Annotated in this window: 14 protein-coding genes; 9 read left to right on the top strand and 5 right to left on the bottom strand. The window is 71.5% G+C overall.

What is annotated here, in order from left to right; all coding sequences use genetic code 11:
* Position 1: 1 nt before the first annotated feature.
* The 3 genes from WMF19_RS11035 to WMF19_RS11025 are packed head-to-tail and all read left to right on the top strand — an operon-like array spanning position 2 to position 3,986.
* Complete coding sequence (locus WMF19_RS11035; protein ID WP_437899042.1) at positions 2-2,449, top strand: hypothetical protein; 2,448 nt, start codon at positions 2-4, stop codon at positions 2,447-2,449.
* Positions 2,450-2,475: 26 nt separating this feature from the next.
* A complete protein-coding gene (locus tag WMF19_RS11030; protein WP_437899041.1) occupies positions 2,476-3,066 on the top strand; it encodes a hypothetical protein in 591 nt (196 codons plus the stop codon).
* Complete coding sequence (locus WMF19_RS11025; RefSeq protein ID WP_437899040.1) at positions 3,063-3,986, top strand: HTTM domain-containing protein; 924 nt, start codon at positions 3,063-3,065, stop codon at positions 3,984-3,986. Before WMF19_RS11030 ends, WMF19_RS11025 begins: the two co-directional genes overlap by 4 nt.
* 97 nt (positions 3,987-4,083) lie before the next feature.
* On the opposite strand, the gene WMF19_RS11020 is transcribed toward WMF19_RS11025, so the two are convergent.
* The 3 genes from WMF19_RS11020 to WMF19_RS11010 form a co-directional block, all read right to left on the bottom strand.
* The gene (locus WMF19_RS11020; RefSeq protein WP_437899039.1) at positions 4,084-6,444 is read right to left on the bottom strand and encodes a tetratricopeptide repeat protein; all 2,361 of its coding nucleotides are present in this window, start codon (positions 6,442-6,444) and stop codon (positions 4,084-4,086) included.
* Positions 6,445-6,453: 9 nt separating this feature from the next.
* Positions 6,454-7,731: an AAA family ATPase gene (locus WMF19_RS11015; protein WP_437899038.1), complete on the bottom strand. Its 1,278-nt coding sequence runs from the start codon at positions 7,729-7,731 to the stop codon at positions 6,454-6,456.
* Positions 7,732-7,838: 107 nt separating this feature from the next.
* On the bottom strand, positions 7,839-8,060 hold the full coding sequence (locus WMF19_RS11010; RefSeq protein ID WP_437899037.1) for a hypothetical protein: 222 nt from the start codon (positions 8,058-8,060) through the stop codon (positions 7,839-7,841).
* A 372-nt stretch (positions 8,061-8,432) separates the two neighbouring features.
* Here WMF19_RS11010 and WMF19_RS11005 point away from each other — a divergent pair, with 372 nt between their 5' ends.
* Both WMF19_RS11005 and WMF19_RS11000 read left to right on the top strand, forming a co-directional pair.
* Positions 8,433-8,798 (top strand): hypothetical protein, encoded by a 366-nt coding sequence (locus WMF19_RS11005; RefSeq protein WP_437899036.1) that lies wholly within the window; start codon positions 8,433-8,435, stop codon positions 8,796-8,798.
* A 149-nt stretch (positions 8,799-8,947) separates the two neighbouring features.
* Positions 8,948-9,340 carry a hypothetical protein gene (locus WMF19_RS11000; protein WP_437899035.1) on the top strand — a complete coding sequence of 131 codons (393 nt, stop codon included), beginning with the start codon at positions 8,948-8,950 and terminating at the stop codon, positions 9,338-9,340.
* A 105-nt stretch (positions 9,341-9,445) separates the two neighbouring features.
* Here WMF19_RS11000 and fbaA read toward each other — a convergent pair whose 3' ends face one another.
* Entirely contained in the window at positions 9,446-10,519 is a 1,074-nt protein-coding gene (gene fbaA, locus WMF19_RS10995) for a class II fructose-bisphosphate aldolase (RefSeq protein ID WP_437328656.1), read from the bottom strand.
* 211 nt (positions 10,520-10,730) lie between these two features.
* Here fbaA and WMF19_RS10990 point away from each other — a divergent pair, with 211 nt between their 5' ends.
* Positions 10,731-11,141 carry a nuclease A inhibitor family protein gene (locus tag WMF19_RS10990; RefSeq protein WP_437899034.1) on the top strand — a complete coding sequence of 137 codons (411 nt, stop codon included), beginning with the start codon at positions 10,731-10,733 and terminating at the stop codon, positions 11,139-11,141.
* Between the two features lie 9 nt (positions 11,142-11,150).
* On the opposite strand, the gene WMF19_RS10985 is transcribed toward WMF19_RS10990, so the two are convergent.
* Positions 11,151-12,128, bottom strand: a complete 978-nt coding sequence (locus WMF19_RS10985; protein ID WP_437901612.1) for a DNA/RNA non-specific endonuclease — start codon at positions 12,126-12,128, stop codon at positions 11,151-11,153.
* A gap of 866 nt (positions 12,129-12,994) precedes the next feature.
* On the opposite strand from WMF19_RS10985, the gene WMF19_RS10980 reads away from it, so the two are divergent.
* The 3 genes from WMF19_RS10980 (at position 12,995) to WMF19_RS10970 (ending at position 15,354) form a co-directional block, all read left to right on the top strand.
* Positions 12,995-13,996 (top strand): alpha/beta hydrolase, encoded by a 1,002-nt coding sequence (locus WMF19_RS10980; RefSeq protein ID WP_437899033.1) that lies wholly within the window; start codon positions 12,995-12,997, stop codon positions 13,994-13,996.
* Positions 13,997-14,121: 125 nt separating this feature from the next.
* Complete coding sequence (locus WMF19_RS10975) at positions 14,122-14,418, top strand: DUF2288 domain-containing protein (RefSeq protein WP_272101604.1); 297 nt, start codon at positions 14,122-14,124, stop codon at positions 14,416-14,418.
* Between the two features lie 36 nt (positions 14,419-14,454).
* A complete protein-coding gene (locus WMF19_RS10970; protein ID WP_437899032.1) occupies positions 14,455-15,354 on the top strand; it encodes a WGR domain-containing protein in 900 nt (299 codons plus the stop codon).
* The last annotated feature ends 251 nt before the right edge of the window (positions 15,355-15,605 follow it).

The raw sequence follows: 15,605 nt of genomic DNA, 5'->3' as shown, positions 1-15,605 counted from the left end.
CATGCAGGCGCCCGACACCGATCCCCCCGCGCCCTCGGAGCCGCTCGAGGACAGCGCCCCCCCGATCCCCGAATCCCCCACGCTCGCCAGCCGCGGCGCTGCCTCCCCGCGCCCGCCCACGCGCCGCTGGGCCGTCGGGCTGCTCAGCGCCCTGCACGCCCCCGTCTTCGCCTGGGCCGCGCTCTCCCTCCCCTTCCGGCCGTGGACGCTCTTCGCCGTGGTCACCGCCGCGCTCGCCCTGCTCCACGCCGCGACCGCCGTCCTCTCGCTCCTCCCCCACCCGCTCGCGCCGCGCGCCTTCCGGGCGGCGTCCTTCTGCTCGCTCGGTTACCTCGCCTTCCTGAGCTTCGAGCTCCTGTCCTCCGCCGTCTACGTCGCCTCGCTGAACCGCGGCCTCGGCACCGGCATCGCGGCGGCGCTGCTCGCGGTCTGGGCGGTCGTCGCGCTCCTCACGCTGCCGTTCGCGTGCTGGGGCGTCGCCTCGACCGGAGGCCTCCGCCTGCTGCGCCCGAAGCGCCGGCCCGCGCTCGCCGCGCTCGCCGCGCTGATGGTCCTGGCCGCGCTCTCGCTGCTCTTCCGTCACCGGGTCGCCAAGGCCGACGTCGTGCCCGTGCCGGGCGGCGCGCCGTCGCGCACCGGGGCGGCGCTGCGCGAGGCGCTCGCTTCCTTCGACGCGCTCCCTCCGCCGCCGGCCAAGGCGCCCTCGCTCATGACCACGGCGCCGGCCGCGTGCGCCGCGCCCCCGGAGCCCGGCCGCCCCACCCTCGTCGTCACCCACCTCGCCTCCGGCCGCGACCCCGAGCGCGCCGCCGTCGCGACCCGCTGCCTCCAGCCCGCCCCCGGCGAGGACGCCGCGGCGGCGCTGCGCGGCGCGCTGGCCGAGGCCCTGCGCGGTCCGCTCAAGATCGACGTGGTCTCCGCCGCGCAGCCGCTCGCCTCCCCCGGGCCGGGCCTCGACGGGCTGTCGCTGCGCCCGGGGCTCGACGGCCTCTGCCTCGCGGAGCGGTGCCTCATGCCGTGGCAGCTCATCGCGCTCGACGCGTTCAACACGAACGCGCCGCTGGCCGGCGTCCCCGACTTCCGCTTCGGCGTGGATCTCGCGGTCCTGCGCCGCGCCCTCGGCGAGCCCGAGCCGCCCGGCGGCCACGGCGCCGGCGGCGCCGCGCCGCGGGACGGCCTCGTGCGGATCGAGACGCTCAGCTACGCCGTCGACGACGAGGGCGCGCTCCACCTCCTGTCGCGGCTCGGAGAGCCGTCGGTCCCGCTCACCGAGGCGACCGCGCAGCAGGCGGCGGCCGCTGCCCAGCGCTACATCCTCGGGGCGCAGCGGAAGGACGGCATGTTCCGCTACATCGTCGACCCGTTCACCGGGCGCGCCTCGTTCGACGGGTTCTCGATCGCGCGGCAGGCCGGCACGACGCTCGCCCTGTGCGAGCTCGGGGTCGGCGCCGAGGACCCGACAGCGACGCCGGAGCTCGGGAAGGTGGTGCAGCGCTCGCTCGGGCTGCTCGCGAAGCTCGAGCGCAGGGCCGGCGAAGGCAACTCCGTCGGCGCGCTCTTTTACCCCGCGGACAGCCCCGGGACGATCGCGGGCCTCAACCCCACGGCGCTGACCCTCGTCACGTTCCTCACGTGCCGCGACGGCATCCACAACGCGCGCGCACACGACGCGCTCATCGGGCGGCTCGCCCGCATGGTGCTCGCGACGCAGCGGGACGACGGCGGGTTCGCGCCGCAGCTCGACCTCGCGCGCGTCGCGCCCGTCCTCGGCCCGACGCAGCTCTACGAGGGCGGCCAGTCGGTGCTCGCGCTGACGCTGCTCGAGGCGCTCGCCGCCCGCGAGCCGAGCCCCGAGCTCCCGCCCGCGGCCGCCGTGCGCGCGGCCGTCGATCGCGCCATGGACTACTACGCGAACCGCTACTGGGATCATTTCGCCAGTGATTTCGTGTACATGGAGGAGAACTGGCACTGCCTCGCGGCGCGCGCGGCGCTCGGGCACCACCGCCGCGACGACTACGAGCGGTTCTGCCTCGATTACGTGGCGTTCAAGTCGCGGCTCGTGCTCGACGAGGACAGCGGGGTGACGCCCGATCTCGTGGGCGGGTACGGGTTCGGCAACGTGCTGCCGCCGCACAACACGGCGACGGCGGGGTTCGGCGAGGCGCTGGCCGCGGCGATGGCGGTCAAGGAGGCGCGCGGCGAGGACCTCGCGCGGGACCGGGCGTCGATGCGACGGGTGCTCGAGTTCCTCGTGCGGCAGCAGTGGTCGCCTGCGACCTGCTTCGCGTGCAGCCGCGACGTGATCATCGAGGGGGGCTTCAGCGAGAGCATGGCGTCTCCCCGGATCCGCATCGATTACGTGCAGCACGCCTGGGCCGCGCTCGGCCACGGGGGCCGCGTGCTCGGGCTCGTGCCTGGGCGAAGCGCGCCGGCGGCGGGGCCTCTGTGAGCGCAGGCGGCGACGGAGCGGCCGTCGTGAGCGCCGACGCCGGCGGTCGATCGAGCCCGCAGGGCGGCGCCGTGAGCGCCGGCGCCGGCGGTGGACCGAGCCCGCAGGGCGGCGCCGTGAGCGCCGGCGCCGGCGGTGGACCGAGCCCGCGCGGGGCCGCTCGCCTCAGCGAGCGCCGGGCGTACGCGTACGGCGTGACCGCCGCGTTTCTGCTCCTCATGCTCGCCCCGCTGTTCCGCCGCCCTCCGGTGGACAGCTTTCCGCTGTCGACCTACCCGATGTTCTCGTGGGGCCGCCACGACGCACAGACCGCCGTGGAGCGCGCCGTGGGCGTGGATTCCCGGGGCGGGCGGCGGCCGATCCCGCCGCGCCTCGTGGGCAGCGAGGAGGTGCTGCAGGCCAAGGCCACGCTGGCGCAGAGCATCCGGCAGGGCGCCCGCGCGGCCCGCGCGCTCTGCCGCGGCATCGCGTCGCGCGTCGCGGCGCAGGACGGCTACGCGGATCTCGTCGCGGTCGAGATCCGGACCGACACCTTCGATGCCGTCGCGTTCTTCGAGGGGCAGGAGGCCCCTGTCGACTCGAAGCTCCACGCGACGTGCAAGGTGGGCGCGCGATGAGGCGGCTCTTTGCGCGGTTCGACCGCGCCTTCTTCGCGGAGGCGCCCGCCGAGCGGCTCGCGCTCTTGCGGCTCCTGGTCGGCGGCTTCGCCCTCGTGTACCTCTGCGTCCGCGCGGTGCACTTCCAGCGGGTGGGCCACCTGCCTGCGGAGAGCTTCAGGCCCGTCGGCGTGGTCTCGGTGCTGTCCGCGCCGCTCCCCCTCTGGGCGGTGCGCAGCCTCCTTGGCGCGGCGATCGCCGCCGGCGCGGCGTTCGTGGCGGGCTACCGGTTCCGCGTCGCCGGGCCGGTCTTCGGCGCGCTCCTGCTCTGGGTGCTGAGCTACCGGAACTCCTGGGGCATGGTGTTCCACACCGAGAACCTCCTCGCGCTCCACGTCATCGCGCTCGGCCTCGGGGCCGCGGCGGACGCGCACTCGCTCGACGCGCGCGCGGCGCGCCGCGCCGGCACCCCCGCGCCGGCGCCGGACGGCCGCTATGGCTGGCCGATCCGGCTGCTCTGCGCGATCACGGTGATGTCGTATTTCATCGCCGGGATCACGAAGCTCCGGAACAGCGGCCTCGAGTGGGCGACGAGCGACATCCTCCGCAACTACATCGCTTACGACAACGTCCGGAAGATCGCGCTCGGCGACACGCACTCCCCGCTCGGCGGCGCGCTCGTCCGCTACCGGTTCCTGTTCCCGCCCCTCGCGCTCGCCAGCCTGGCGATGGAGCTCGGCGCGCCGCTCGCCCTGTTCAGCCGGCGCGTCGCGCTCGTCTTCTGCAGCGCCTCCTGGCTCTTCCACCTCGGCGTGCTGCTCACGATGGCGATCCTGTTCCCGTACCCGCTGCTCGGCGTGGCGTTCGCGGGGTTCTTCGAGCTGGAGAAGCTGCGCGATCTGAGGCGCCCACGGCCGAGGCCAGGGGCGAGGCTCCGCTGAGCCGGCGGGTAGGAGTGAGCGGCCCGCGTCCAGCCCTCACGCTGCTCTTCAATCGCCGCGAAGCCCCAACGCGACAGAAGCTCGGGCTGCTGCAGGGTCAGCTCCGGGCGAGATCGGGTCGTGTCCCGGCGTCCTTGGCCATGTGGTCGAGAAGACTGTTCGCCTTAACTACGAGTTGCTCGTTGCCATCGGCATGCGCGACATCGACGGCCTCAAGGAGCGCCTTCCGCGATTGCTCCGTCTGATCCGCGAGAAACAACGCCATACCGAGCAAATGGAGCGCGTTGCTCAAACCAGCGCGATCGCCGGCCTCCCGGAAGCGGGAGACGGCCAGCTCATACCAGGCGATGACACTGGGCCAATCCCTGGAATCGACCTTGATATTACCGAGCTCCATCAGCGCGCGTCCCGAGGCACAGCGATCTCCTGTTTGCTCGTAGAGACGCGCTGCTTCTTCGTACTCTCGCAAAGCGCCCTCATGATCGCCGCCCTGACGGCGCACCCCTGCGCATTTGACGAGCAGGGCCGCTTCCCATGAAGGATTTCTCAGCTCCCGCGCAAGCTCCAGCGCTGCCTGGTAAGCGTCTCGCGCAAGCGCTACGTCATTCATCGATGCGCACGCATCGCCGAGTCCCTCGATTGCCCTCGCCTCCCCGGCTCGGTCGGCGAGGGAGTGATAGATCGGGGCGGCCTCTTCGTAAGCTTCCCGAGCCCGGCGCGGCTCGCTCCGGCGCAGCGAAAGCTCCCCGAGCGCTTCATGCGCAACGGCCTCGTAGAACCGGCTCTTATGCTCTCTGGCGAGCGAGAGGGCTTCCTCGAAATCCTGACGAGCATTCTTGACGTTGCCGTCGAGCTGCAACAATCGCCCACGGGAGAGGAGCGTGACAGCGCGCCCGATCGCGTCCCCGGCGTCGTTGACAGCGGCGAGCGCCCGCTCATATGCAGCCCGTGCTTGTTCGAGCTCATGGATCTGGATCCTGGCATCTCCGAGCGCCCTCAACGCGAAACCTTCCTCGCTCCGCAGGTCGAGGCGGTGGAAGAGCCGCACGGACTCTTCCGCGTCCTCGATCGCCTCCTGCGCGCGCCCCGCCCAGAGCTTCAGGTGGGACAAGCGGCTCATACAGACGGCGAGGCCCTCCCAATCTCCGGCAGCCGCCGCAAGCCTGCGTCCGCGCTCGAACAGCGCCGAGGCGCCATCCCACCGATGGAGCGTCGCGCAGGCGAGCCCCGCGCTGAAGAGAGCCGTTACGCCCATCTTGGGCATAGCGCCGGAGCGCTCCAGCCAATCGCCCGCCGTCTCATAGAGCGCCGAGATCCGCTCGATGGTCGCGGCATCCCTGTTCTCCCCGCGCCGCTCGTCCTCGTCCGCCGCCACCCCATACAGCGTCAGCCCCGCGACCTGCAGATCATCGTTCGACCAGGCGCTGTCGTCGCGTTGCTGGCGAGCTCGGAGCAAGAGCCGAGCGCCCGACTCGGCGTCACCATCCTCGATAAGCTTCAGCGCCATGCGGACAGCCATGCTCTGGGGCTCGGGCAAGCTGGGCGAGCGCGCCTCGATGAGGCTCGGCACCTGGGTAGACACAATGTCCCTGCCAGCCTGTGTCGGCGCCGCCCGCCCCTCCGCTTCGGGAAACAGCCCGGGGGCCAGCTCCGCGATCGATCCCTCGAGCCGCCGCAGCGCGGCGACTTGCAGCAGCGTCCGCCGGAGGACCTCCTCGTCGCGCAGCAGGTCGAGAATTGGCAGCACCCCTCCCGTGTCCGCGAACCCCGCCTTGCGCAGCGCCTCGCGTCCCTCAGCGCCGAGCGTCTTGCCCCTGCCGACCGCAACGAGGACGCGCAGGGCGGTGTCCGCTGGCCCACCCGCGAATCGCGCGGCGACGATGCGTCCGATCGCCTCCGCCTTCGCCGCGTCAAGCCCCTCGCCCTGCGCCTCGACCTCGACCATGGCCTCGGTCGCATCGACGAGGTCGATCGGACTGATCAGCTTTGCCGAAAGCTCCCGGACCGCATCCGCGATCTCCTCGTACGTCCTCACCGGCCGCTCGTCGAGCAGCCGATCCTGGATGCGATGGAGTACCCCGATCTTCAGCGGCCCGAGCCACGCCTCCGCTGGCAGGCTGACCTCCTGATCGAAGTCGTACAGCGCGAGCCCTGGGGTCATCTTGCTGCCATCGATGACAACCGCCTGCGGGTCCACTACCGGCACCGCATCGATGCGCCACCACACGAGCACCGAGCTCGGGAGCATGATCCTGCCGGCAAGCAATGCGTGCCGCTCCGCCCAGCGGAGCTGGACCAGTCTCAGATCCGGCTCGAGCGCGCGGAGCGCCTGCGCGAGCAGCAGCGCGAGGCGATCGCGGTGCGCGCGCGGAAGCCCGAGCGGCATCACCCACGGTCGCGGCAGATCACCGCTCTGGACGGCAAGGCGCGGGAAGTGATCGCCGGCGAACAGGCGCACGCGGTCTCCTCAGGGAACCTGACCGGCGGCGTGCTCGCAGAGAAAGTGGAGCCCGGGCGAGAGCATGTAACGATCAGGGCTGAGCAGCCAGTCGGGAACCAGGGCGCCATAGCGGAGCGCGCGCTCGCGGAGCTCCTGCGTCACACCATGCGTGTCGAGCTCGACGCCTGTGAGGAACTGGTGCGGGGCGTGCTTGAACGCCGCCGCGACCCGGCGGATTTCCTCGCCGCGCAGCCCAGCGAAGCGATTCTCCGCGATCCGGAGCAAGGCCTCGCGCAGGCGATCCCCGTCGTCGGGCGCGAAGTCGATGCGCTCGTAGTCGAGATCGGCGAGCCACGAGAGATACCCCCAGGCGTTGGTCGTCCACGAGGCGAGCTTCGCTGCCAGCTTCTCGAAGCCGGCTTCCTTGAGGGCCAGGCGCTTGTCCGGGCCTGCCGTGCCCATCCGTGTCTTCGCGATCCGGAGGAGTTCCTCGGGCTCCAGACCTTTCACGACGACCTCGTTCGAGTACAGCTTGCGCAGATCCGCAGATACGAACTCGGTCCGGAGGTTCGCGACGACCACGCAGTCCCGGAAGCCGAGGATCGCCTTCGCCAGGTCGGTGACCCGACGCACGTCCTCCTCGATCTCGGCGTAGCCGACCTGATCGAGGTTGTCGACGAAGAGGACCACGTGCTCCCCGGCGGCGCGGCAATCGCTGAGGAAGTCCTGCACCTTCTCCCTGAGGAAATCCGCGTCGATCGCGCGCTCGTACGACTCCTCGACGGACCGGACCCGGCTGGCGGCGCCGCTGATGCCAAACTCGACCTGCACGCTCTCGACGAGCTTGGACTTCACCGCAACGCCGAGCTGGAGGTTGCGCGACCACTGCCGAACCTCCTTGACGCTGACCTTCGTGAGCGCGGCGAAGCGCTGGAGCAGCTCCGCGCCCTTCTGCAGCGCCGGATCGTTCGCGTTTTCCGTGGCCTCGCGGCCGAGGTCGGCTGCGATGCGCTTGAGAACGGCGTCAGGACCGTGTCCTGTCTGGGCGCCGTCCACGATGACCCGGAACGCTCCGGGCGACGAGATGACTGTGTCGAGCGCCTTGCGGGTCAGGATCGATTTTCCGACCCCGCGATGCCCACGAACCAGGATCCTCGCCTGCCCCGGCCCCCCAGGCCCCAGGACACTCTTCAGCCTCTCCACCAAGTCGCTGAGGAGCTCCTCCCGGTTCGTGAACAGCGCCAGATCGACGTAGTTGTCCGGTTGGAAACAGGCCGAGCGGGTGGGCTTGGGGCGAGGGGTCATCGAGACGCTCTCCGGACGCCGTCGTGGCTCTCCAGGCTTTCGCACGTCCCCGGCCGGCGTTCAAGGCGCGCCGCGCCCCGTCCGCCCGCCTCCCAGCGCTCGCGCCGCTATGCTCCGTCGACGGGCGCGTCGTCGAACGGCTCGCAGACGAGATAGACCTTCTTCCCGCTCGGATGGATCGCGAGCGTCGCGTAGCGCGGGCAAGCGAAGCACTCCCGCGCGTCCACCGTCACCGCCCGCCGCGGGCAGCGCACCGTCCGTGGCTCGGTGCCACCCCCCTCGACCTCGATCCACACCAGCTTGTCCGATTCCTCCAGATGACAGGCCATGGCAACCTCCTCCCGCGGCCATCTGCCGATGAAAGGCGGTTTGCAATCATCGAGCCGGAAGACATCGACCCGCGGCGCCGCCATGGCGAGCCGCCAGGACCGCACCTGGATCGCGCCTGTTGCCGTCGACTCCCATGCTTCTTCACCGCTCCGCACCTCATCTCTCAGCGGCGGAGCGGGCTGCTGCTCCGCACCCCGGGTTCCTGGGCGCACGCCCTGCGCCGAGAGGCGCGCCGAATGCGTCTGCGATGAAACGAGGCGTGGGCCCTGCCGCGCCGGCTGGGCCCACGCCTCGGCGCAGCGCCTGGCGCACCCCTTGCTGCGTCGTCTGTGCTGCGGTGGGCGCCGCAGCGCTCTTCACAGGGGGTCGCGATGGCAGACTGGCTCGTCGTGCTGCTGGCGGCTGCGGGCGCCGTCGTGGCGTTGATCGTCGGGGCGAGACGCCTCCTCGCCCGGCGGCATTACCACACCTCGGAGGCCACCCTGGTCTGTCCACGGACCGGGGCTCCCGTGCGGTGTCGGCTTGTCGTCGACGGCCGCTCCGAGGAGCCCGTCGAGGTCGCACACTGCTCGCTTCTCCCCGGCGGGCGGCCCACGTGCGAGCAGGACTGTGTGAAGCTCATGAACCTGGGCATCCGGCTCGCGCCCGTCGAGCCAGCGCGTCCACCACGAACGCACGAGCGCCCTGACGCGGGCGAGCCCGGCGCCGGCGAGGAGCCCGGCCCGCCCTCGCCCTGACGCGACCGATGGATCGTGGCGCGCAAGGCGTGCGCCGCCCCGCACTCCCTGCATCGCGCAGCGCGCCGGCCGGCCCGTCGCCGCCCGGGAGCCGTGATGGCACATCGCGTGCTGCCAGCGCCGGAACCATGGCTTTCCAGATACCGAAGATGACGACCCGCTCCTCGGCCAACCTGCCGATCGCGCTGGTCCTCCTGGGGACTGGCTCCCTGCTGTGGATCCGCGCCGCGCTGCGCGCGCCGGGCGCGCTGGACATGACCCCCAGCGTCGACGGCGGCCTGACCGTGGGGATCGTCGGCGTGCTGCTCGCGCTGCTGCACGGCGTCGCCTACCCGACAGCGCTCCTGGCGGTGGCGGCGCCGCTAGCCCTCGTCCAGCTCCTCGCCGCGGGGCTCTCGGGGCCCGCTTTCCTGCCCGTGCTCGGGATCGAGCTCACCGTCCTCGGCCTCTTCGGCCTGCCGCTCTCCCGGCTGCCTCGCCGCCGCCCTGCTGTGGCGGCGCCGGCGCGCTCGCTGACCGCGGCGCACCCGTCGCCCTCGTGAGCAGCCAGCCCGTGGGTCGATCGACGCGCCACGGTGTCGCGGCGGCGAGGTTCGACAGGCGTCGCTCCGGCCCCGCGCGAGCGGGGCCTTCGCTTTCGCCGCGGATCAGAACTCGAACTTGTCGAACGAGTTCAGGTCCTTGCACGCATCGACGAGGCGCGCCGCAACGCCCTTCTCGCCGAGGTGGAGCCAGCCGCGCGGGTCGATGTACTTCTTGTTGGGCTTGTCCTCGCCCTCGGGGTTGCCGAGCTGCGACTTCAGGTAGGCGCCCTTGTCGTCCATGTACTTCTTGATGGGCTGCGTGAAGGCCCACTGCGTGTCCGTGTCGATGTTCATCTTGATGACGCCGTAGGACACCGCCTCGCGGATCTCCTCGCGCGACGAGCCGGAGCCGCCGTGGAACACGAAGTCGACCGGCTTCGCGCCCGTCTTGCGCTCCTTCTGGATCGCGTCCTGGGAGTTCTTCAGGATGGGCGGCCGGAGCTGCACGTTGCCCGGCTTGTAGACGCCGTGCGTGTTGCCGAACGACGCGGCGACCGTGAAGTTGCCGATCGGCTTCAGCGCGTCGTACGCGGCGAGCACCTCCGCGGGCTGGGTGTACAGCTTGGCGTTGTCGATGCCGCTGTTGTCGACGCCGTCCTCCTCGCCGCCCGTGACGCCGAGCTCGATCTCGAGCGTCATGTTGAGCGCCGCCATCTGCCGCAGGTACTTCTGGCAGATCTCGAGGTTCTCGTGGAGCGGCTCCTCGGACAGATCGAGCATGTGAGAGGAGAACAGGGGCTCTCCGTTCTTCTCGAAGAACTTCTTGCCGTGCTCCAGCAGGCCGTCGATCCACGGCAGGAGCTTCTTCGCGGCGTGATCGGTGTGCAGGATGACCGGCACGCCGTAGGCCTCGGCCAGGTTCCGCACGTAGTGCGCGCCCGCGACGGCGCCGGCGATGGCGGCCTTCTCACCCTTGTTGTCCAGGAACTTGCCGCCGAAGAAGTGGGCGCCGCCGTTCGAGAACTGGATGATGATGGGGCACTTGGCCTCCCGAGCCGCCTGGAGCGCGGCCGTCGTGCTGTGCGAGCCGATCACGTTCACGGCCGGCAGGGCACACTCGACGCTCTTCATGTACTCGAACAGCTCCTGAAGAGCGGAGCCAGTGATCACGCCGGGCTTGAGCTTCATCTTGGACATGGCACCTTGAATCCTTGTTCCTTGCTCGGGTCTCGCCCGAGCATGCAACGCGGCGAAGGAAAGCGGAAGGGTGGATCGGATCCGCAGGGCGGGCGCGGTCCCGGTACCATCGCCAAAGCCCAGGGAGCAAGCGGATTCTCCGCTGGCTTCTCGGTGGAATGATCACCCCACGGCGAGCCCGCCCTCGCCGAGCAGCCGCCCGGAGATCCACATGCAGGCCTCATCCATCTCGCCCGAAGAGCTCCTCGCATCCCTCGCGGAGGCCGCGCAGGGCCTGCTGTTCCCCAGCGAGTCCGATCACGAGCTGCGCCCGTTCCGCGCGCGCGGGGACGCGTCCTCGCCGGCCGCGCTGCTCGCGGCCGAGGGCCTCGGCGCGGCGACGCCGGTCGAGGTCACGACGGCGAGCGACCTCTTCGCGCCGGTGATCGACGTGCCGGAGGACGCCGGCGACGCGGCGCTGGCCGAGGCGGGGCGATACCGGCGGCTCATGGACCTGCTCGAGCGCCACCTCACCGACGTCCGGGTCTACCGCGTCGGGCACGTCGCGATCGACGTCTACGTCGTCGGCCGCCATCCGTCGGGCGCGTGGCTCGGCCTCGTGACGAAGGTCGTCGAGACCTGAGCGCGCCGCTCAGCGGCCGCCGGCGGGCCCGTCGTCGACGCGCGCCTCCAGCGTCCGCTGCACGGCCTCGGGGAGGGCGGTCATGAGGTCGTAGCCCGCGCGCCGCTCGATCTCGTCCACCGTCGTCCGGTACTGCCCCCAGCCCTGATCGAGGATGCCCGTCTCGTTCGGCATCACCACCGCGATGACCCGCGTCGCCGGGCCGATGTCGTCGGGCCCCTGCCCCGGCTCGAGGACCACGGCGACCTTGAAGAACGCGTCGGGCACGGCGACGTCCTTGCCGATGGTGGCGGCCGGGCGCTCGCGCTCGTCGTAGAGGCCGCCGGCGATCAGGAACAGCACCCGGCGCTCCTTCTGCGCGAGCCCCTGGCACGCCTCCTCGAGCCTCAGCCACGGACCGGCGTTGAGCTCGTGCCGCTGCGGCAGGATGTTCGTGAGGAGGAACGTCGCCTTGTTGTCGTCGGGGGTCCGCGTCCGCTCCTCGGAGCGGACCATGTGGCCTCGATCGAAGCCGGAGCCTGTGTAGTCGTCGTGCTGCACGCGGTACCAGCCGTCCGGCAGCGCGGTGTCGGCCAGGAACTTGCCCCGATAGCGGGGCGCGTCCCCGAACGAGGCGGCGTCGAGCATCCAGCTGACCCAGTTCGCCACGTTCCTGGAGCGGTTGTACGAGAGGGCGTACTGGGGCTTGATCATCAGGTGATCGTCGGACGCGTCGGCCCGCGCGGCGCGCGCTCCCGTGCGGGCCGGGACGCCGAGCTCGAGGTGGGGGCTCGGCGCGGGCGGGCGCGAGGACGGCGCGTCCTTCGGCGGCGACCCCTTCGGCGGAGCGGCCTTCGGCGGCGAGGCGCTGCCGGATCGGCCGGGCGTCGGCGATGGCCTGGAGGTGCGGCCACCGCCGAGGTCGAGGCCGAGCCCGTCGAGCCCGCGCTCGAGGCCACACTTGACCCCCACCGCGCTGAGCCCGGTCACGAGGAGCGCGACGAGCACGCGCAACCCCGAGGACTTCTGTTGTCGCTTCCTGTTCGAGCCCACGTCAGCGCTGCCAGCTATCTACGGCAGGGACGGCGCAGGCGTCCAGCGCGACCTCGGCGAGGCGCGCGCCGCTCGGCCCGCCAGGCGCGCCGGTAGGTTTTGCTTGACGAGCGCTCGCTCCTGCGCGGATGCGAGCCGGAGACGCTCGGACCCATCATCATACCCTACCGAGCATCGGCGCCGAAGCGGCCTTCTGAGCGGCATTGACGTCACCGCGCCGCGGGCAGCGCTCACCAGGAGCGCCGCGGCTGCGCGCCCGCGCCGCGCCGCGCCGAGGGCCGAGGATCGCCGGGAATCGTCCGCGGGGGATCCGTCACCCGTGGACCCGTGAGCACAATGCAGCGGAGCCACAAAAATCGCACACCAGTTCATCAAACGATGTCCGGGCCGCGATGGCGTCTTCTGGCCATGACGTCCGGCAGGAGCCGTAAAGCCTGGGGAGATTTGTTCGCCAGCACAGAAGCCGTCATGATGAGGCCTTCCCTGGCACATGTGCCGGCACCGGCAGCCGGCGTCACCCACCCACCCGTGCAAATCATTGCGGTATCGCGCAAAGACCCGTGCAGCGTCCATTCTTCACGACGGACCGCGAGGGTCCGGCGAGCCCGCGGGCGTCGCGCCGGAGACCAACAACGCTCCGAAATGCTGCCGAGCGGCGGCGCGGGCGGAGATCGTGCGCTATCCTGTTGACAGAGGTGCTTTCTGGTCCAATGTTTGCGAACACGGCGTGGCGGCGCTGGAGCTGAGAGACCACGGGATATCGCACCGCGATAGACGTTGCCTCACCTCCAATCACCTGCCGCAACCATGAGGGTCAATTCATGAACTTGTACTATCGCGCACTCAGCACGGCACTCTTCTCGGCGGCGCTCGCGGTCGCCGGGCTCTCTTCGGGCAATGCCGAGGCGTCGTCGTCGAGGCAGCCCACCAAGGTGGAGCGCCTCGTGTTCCCGGTGACCCTCTCCGACGGCAACACCTACGACGTCGTCGGCTACCTCTACTATCAGGGTCACGCCAAGTACCGCCCCCTCCAGGTGCTCGTCCACGGCCTGACCTACACGCACGAGTACTGGGATCTCCCGTCGTTCGGCGGACACGATTACTCCTATGCCCAGCACATGGCGAAGGAGGGATACGCCGTCCTGGCGCTCGACATGCTCGGGGCCGGAGAGAGCAGCCGGCCCGACGGCGACTTCGTCGACCTGGCCGAGACCGCCGACAGCGTCCATCAGATCATCACCGAGATGCGCACGCCGGGCGGCGTCTACAAAACGCCTTTCACGCGCGTCGCGCTCGTCGGCCACTCGAACGGCGCCATCATCAACACGTTCGTTCAGAGCACCTACAATGACGCGGACGTCCTCGTGAACACCGGCCTGGCCTTCACGCCGCACCCGATCCCGGTCCCGTCGGAGGCGATCTCCGCGCTGCTGCAGACGCCCTATATCGCGATCCCGCCGGAGATGCGCACCGCCATCTTCTACGACACCACGAACGCGAACCCGGCGCTCATCGATTTTGACAATACCACCATTGCCGACACGTTCACGCGCGGGCAGTTCCTGAGCCTCCTCGCCGTCTCCGAGGACCCCACGCTCGCCGGCATCGACGAGGTGACGAGCCCGGTGCTGATCCAGTTCGGGGAGACGGACGCGCTGCAGCCGGCGTCGTACGCGGACTCCGACGCGGCGCTCTATGCCAGCGCCGAGTTCGTCACGACCGCGATCGTCCCCGACACGGGCCACATCCTGAACGGCCATCGCAAGGCGCGGGTCGGCTGGGAGCAGATCGACTGCTGGGTTCACCATAACATGGGCTGGTAGGGCTCGATCGGAGCCTCCGGCCGCGCCGCCTGCCCGGAGCGCCGCGGCCGGCAGCCGCCGCCCTCCCTCGCCCGGGCAGCGGATCGCCGGCTTGGCGGCCGCTGCCCGGGATCTATGCTGCCCCCATGCGCGAACAGCTCGCCAAGACGCTCGGGGAGGTCTTCTGGACCGATCTCCGCGCCCACACAGTGCGCGATGCGGTCATCGTCGTCGCCGCCGATCTCGATCTCCTGGACGTGGGCGAGGCCATGGCCGCGAACGACACGGCCGCGGTGGAGGCCTGGATCGCGGCCGGCAAGCTGACCAAGCCGACGGCCGCCGATCTCGTGCGCTGGCCGCAGCAGCACGATCTGCGCTTCCTGTCGCTCGTTGTCGCGCCGTTCGTGCTGGTCCGCCAGCCGGCCTCGCCGCTGCCGTCGTGAGGCGCGCCGCCGGCGCGGCGTGATATCGTCGCCCGCATGCGCCGGTTCGAGTTCGTGCAGGGGACGAGCGCCAAGTTCTGGATGGCCGACGTGGACGACACGACGTTCATCGTCGTCTACGGGCGGCTGGGGACCGCCGGGCAACGCAAGGAGAAGGCGTTCCCCACGGCGGAGGCCGCGCAGCGCGAGTGCGACAAGAAGGTCGCGGAGAAGCTCAGGGAGGGCTACCAGGAAGTGGCCGCCGCCGGGGGCGGCGCGCCCGCCGGCGGCGCCCCCGCTGCCACCGCCGGAGCGGCCGCGCCCCCGCCGCCGAAGCTCGATCTGCCGCCGCGCGTCCAGCCCGGCGAGGCCACCGAGGCGCGGCGCAAGGCCGCCGTCCACGCGCTCGCCGCGGTCTCGGCCGCGCGCGGCCGGCGGAGCTGGGTGCTCGGGCGCGCCGTCCGACGCGCCCGCCGCGCGCTCGAGTCGCTCGGCGGGCTCGATCCCGCGACCGACGGGGCGCTGTCCGCCGCGCTGGACGCGCTCCTGGCCCGCGTGGTCGCGCCGAGCGCGCGCGATCGCCTGCCGCTCGTGCGCGCGATCGAGCTGCTCTCGGAGCTCGACGCAGCGGCGTTCGCGCGCGCCGTGCGCGACACCTGGAAGGCCCCGCCAGCGACCTCTCCGGCCGCCGGAGCGCTCGCCCTCCTGAAGCGACAGCTCGAGGAGCTCGACGATCCCGAGCTCGGCCTCCGGCTCGGCGCCCTGCTCGTCGATCGGCCGCACCACGGCGCGATGAGCGCCGAGGCGGGGTGGGCGCGGCGCTGGAAGGCGCTCTCGCCGCACCTCGAGGCGCACCTCGCCCACCGCGGGCGCTCGCTGAAGGAGCTCCTCGCGGGCATCGACGCGGGCGGCGACCCGCACGTCGAGGAGCGGGTCGCGCGGATGCGCGCGGCGTGAGTCGCGCGGATGCGCGCGGCGTGAGTCGCGCGGATGCGCGCGGCGTGAGCTGCGCGGCCTGAGCTGCGCGCCCGGCGCGCGCCTCGAGGCGATGCGCCGGGCGGCTCCGGGCCCCGCGGGGCACCCCGGCATCCGCGAACACGCCCCACCCACAGGCGCACACCACGCGGAGGCGATGACGCTTCCGTCAACGTCAGATCGACTCTGGCTTGACCTGCACCACGGGGCTCGCGATTCTCCCAGGCCATCCC

This window comes from Sorangium sp. So ce124, assembly GCF_051525235.1.
In the GTDB taxonomy this organism is placed as follows: Bacteria; Myxococcota_A; Polyangia; order Polyangiales; family Polyangiaceae; genus Sorangium; species Sorangium atrum.
Note: the sequence above shows the minus strand (reverse complement) of the source record. Positions and strands in the feature narration are given on the sequence as shown.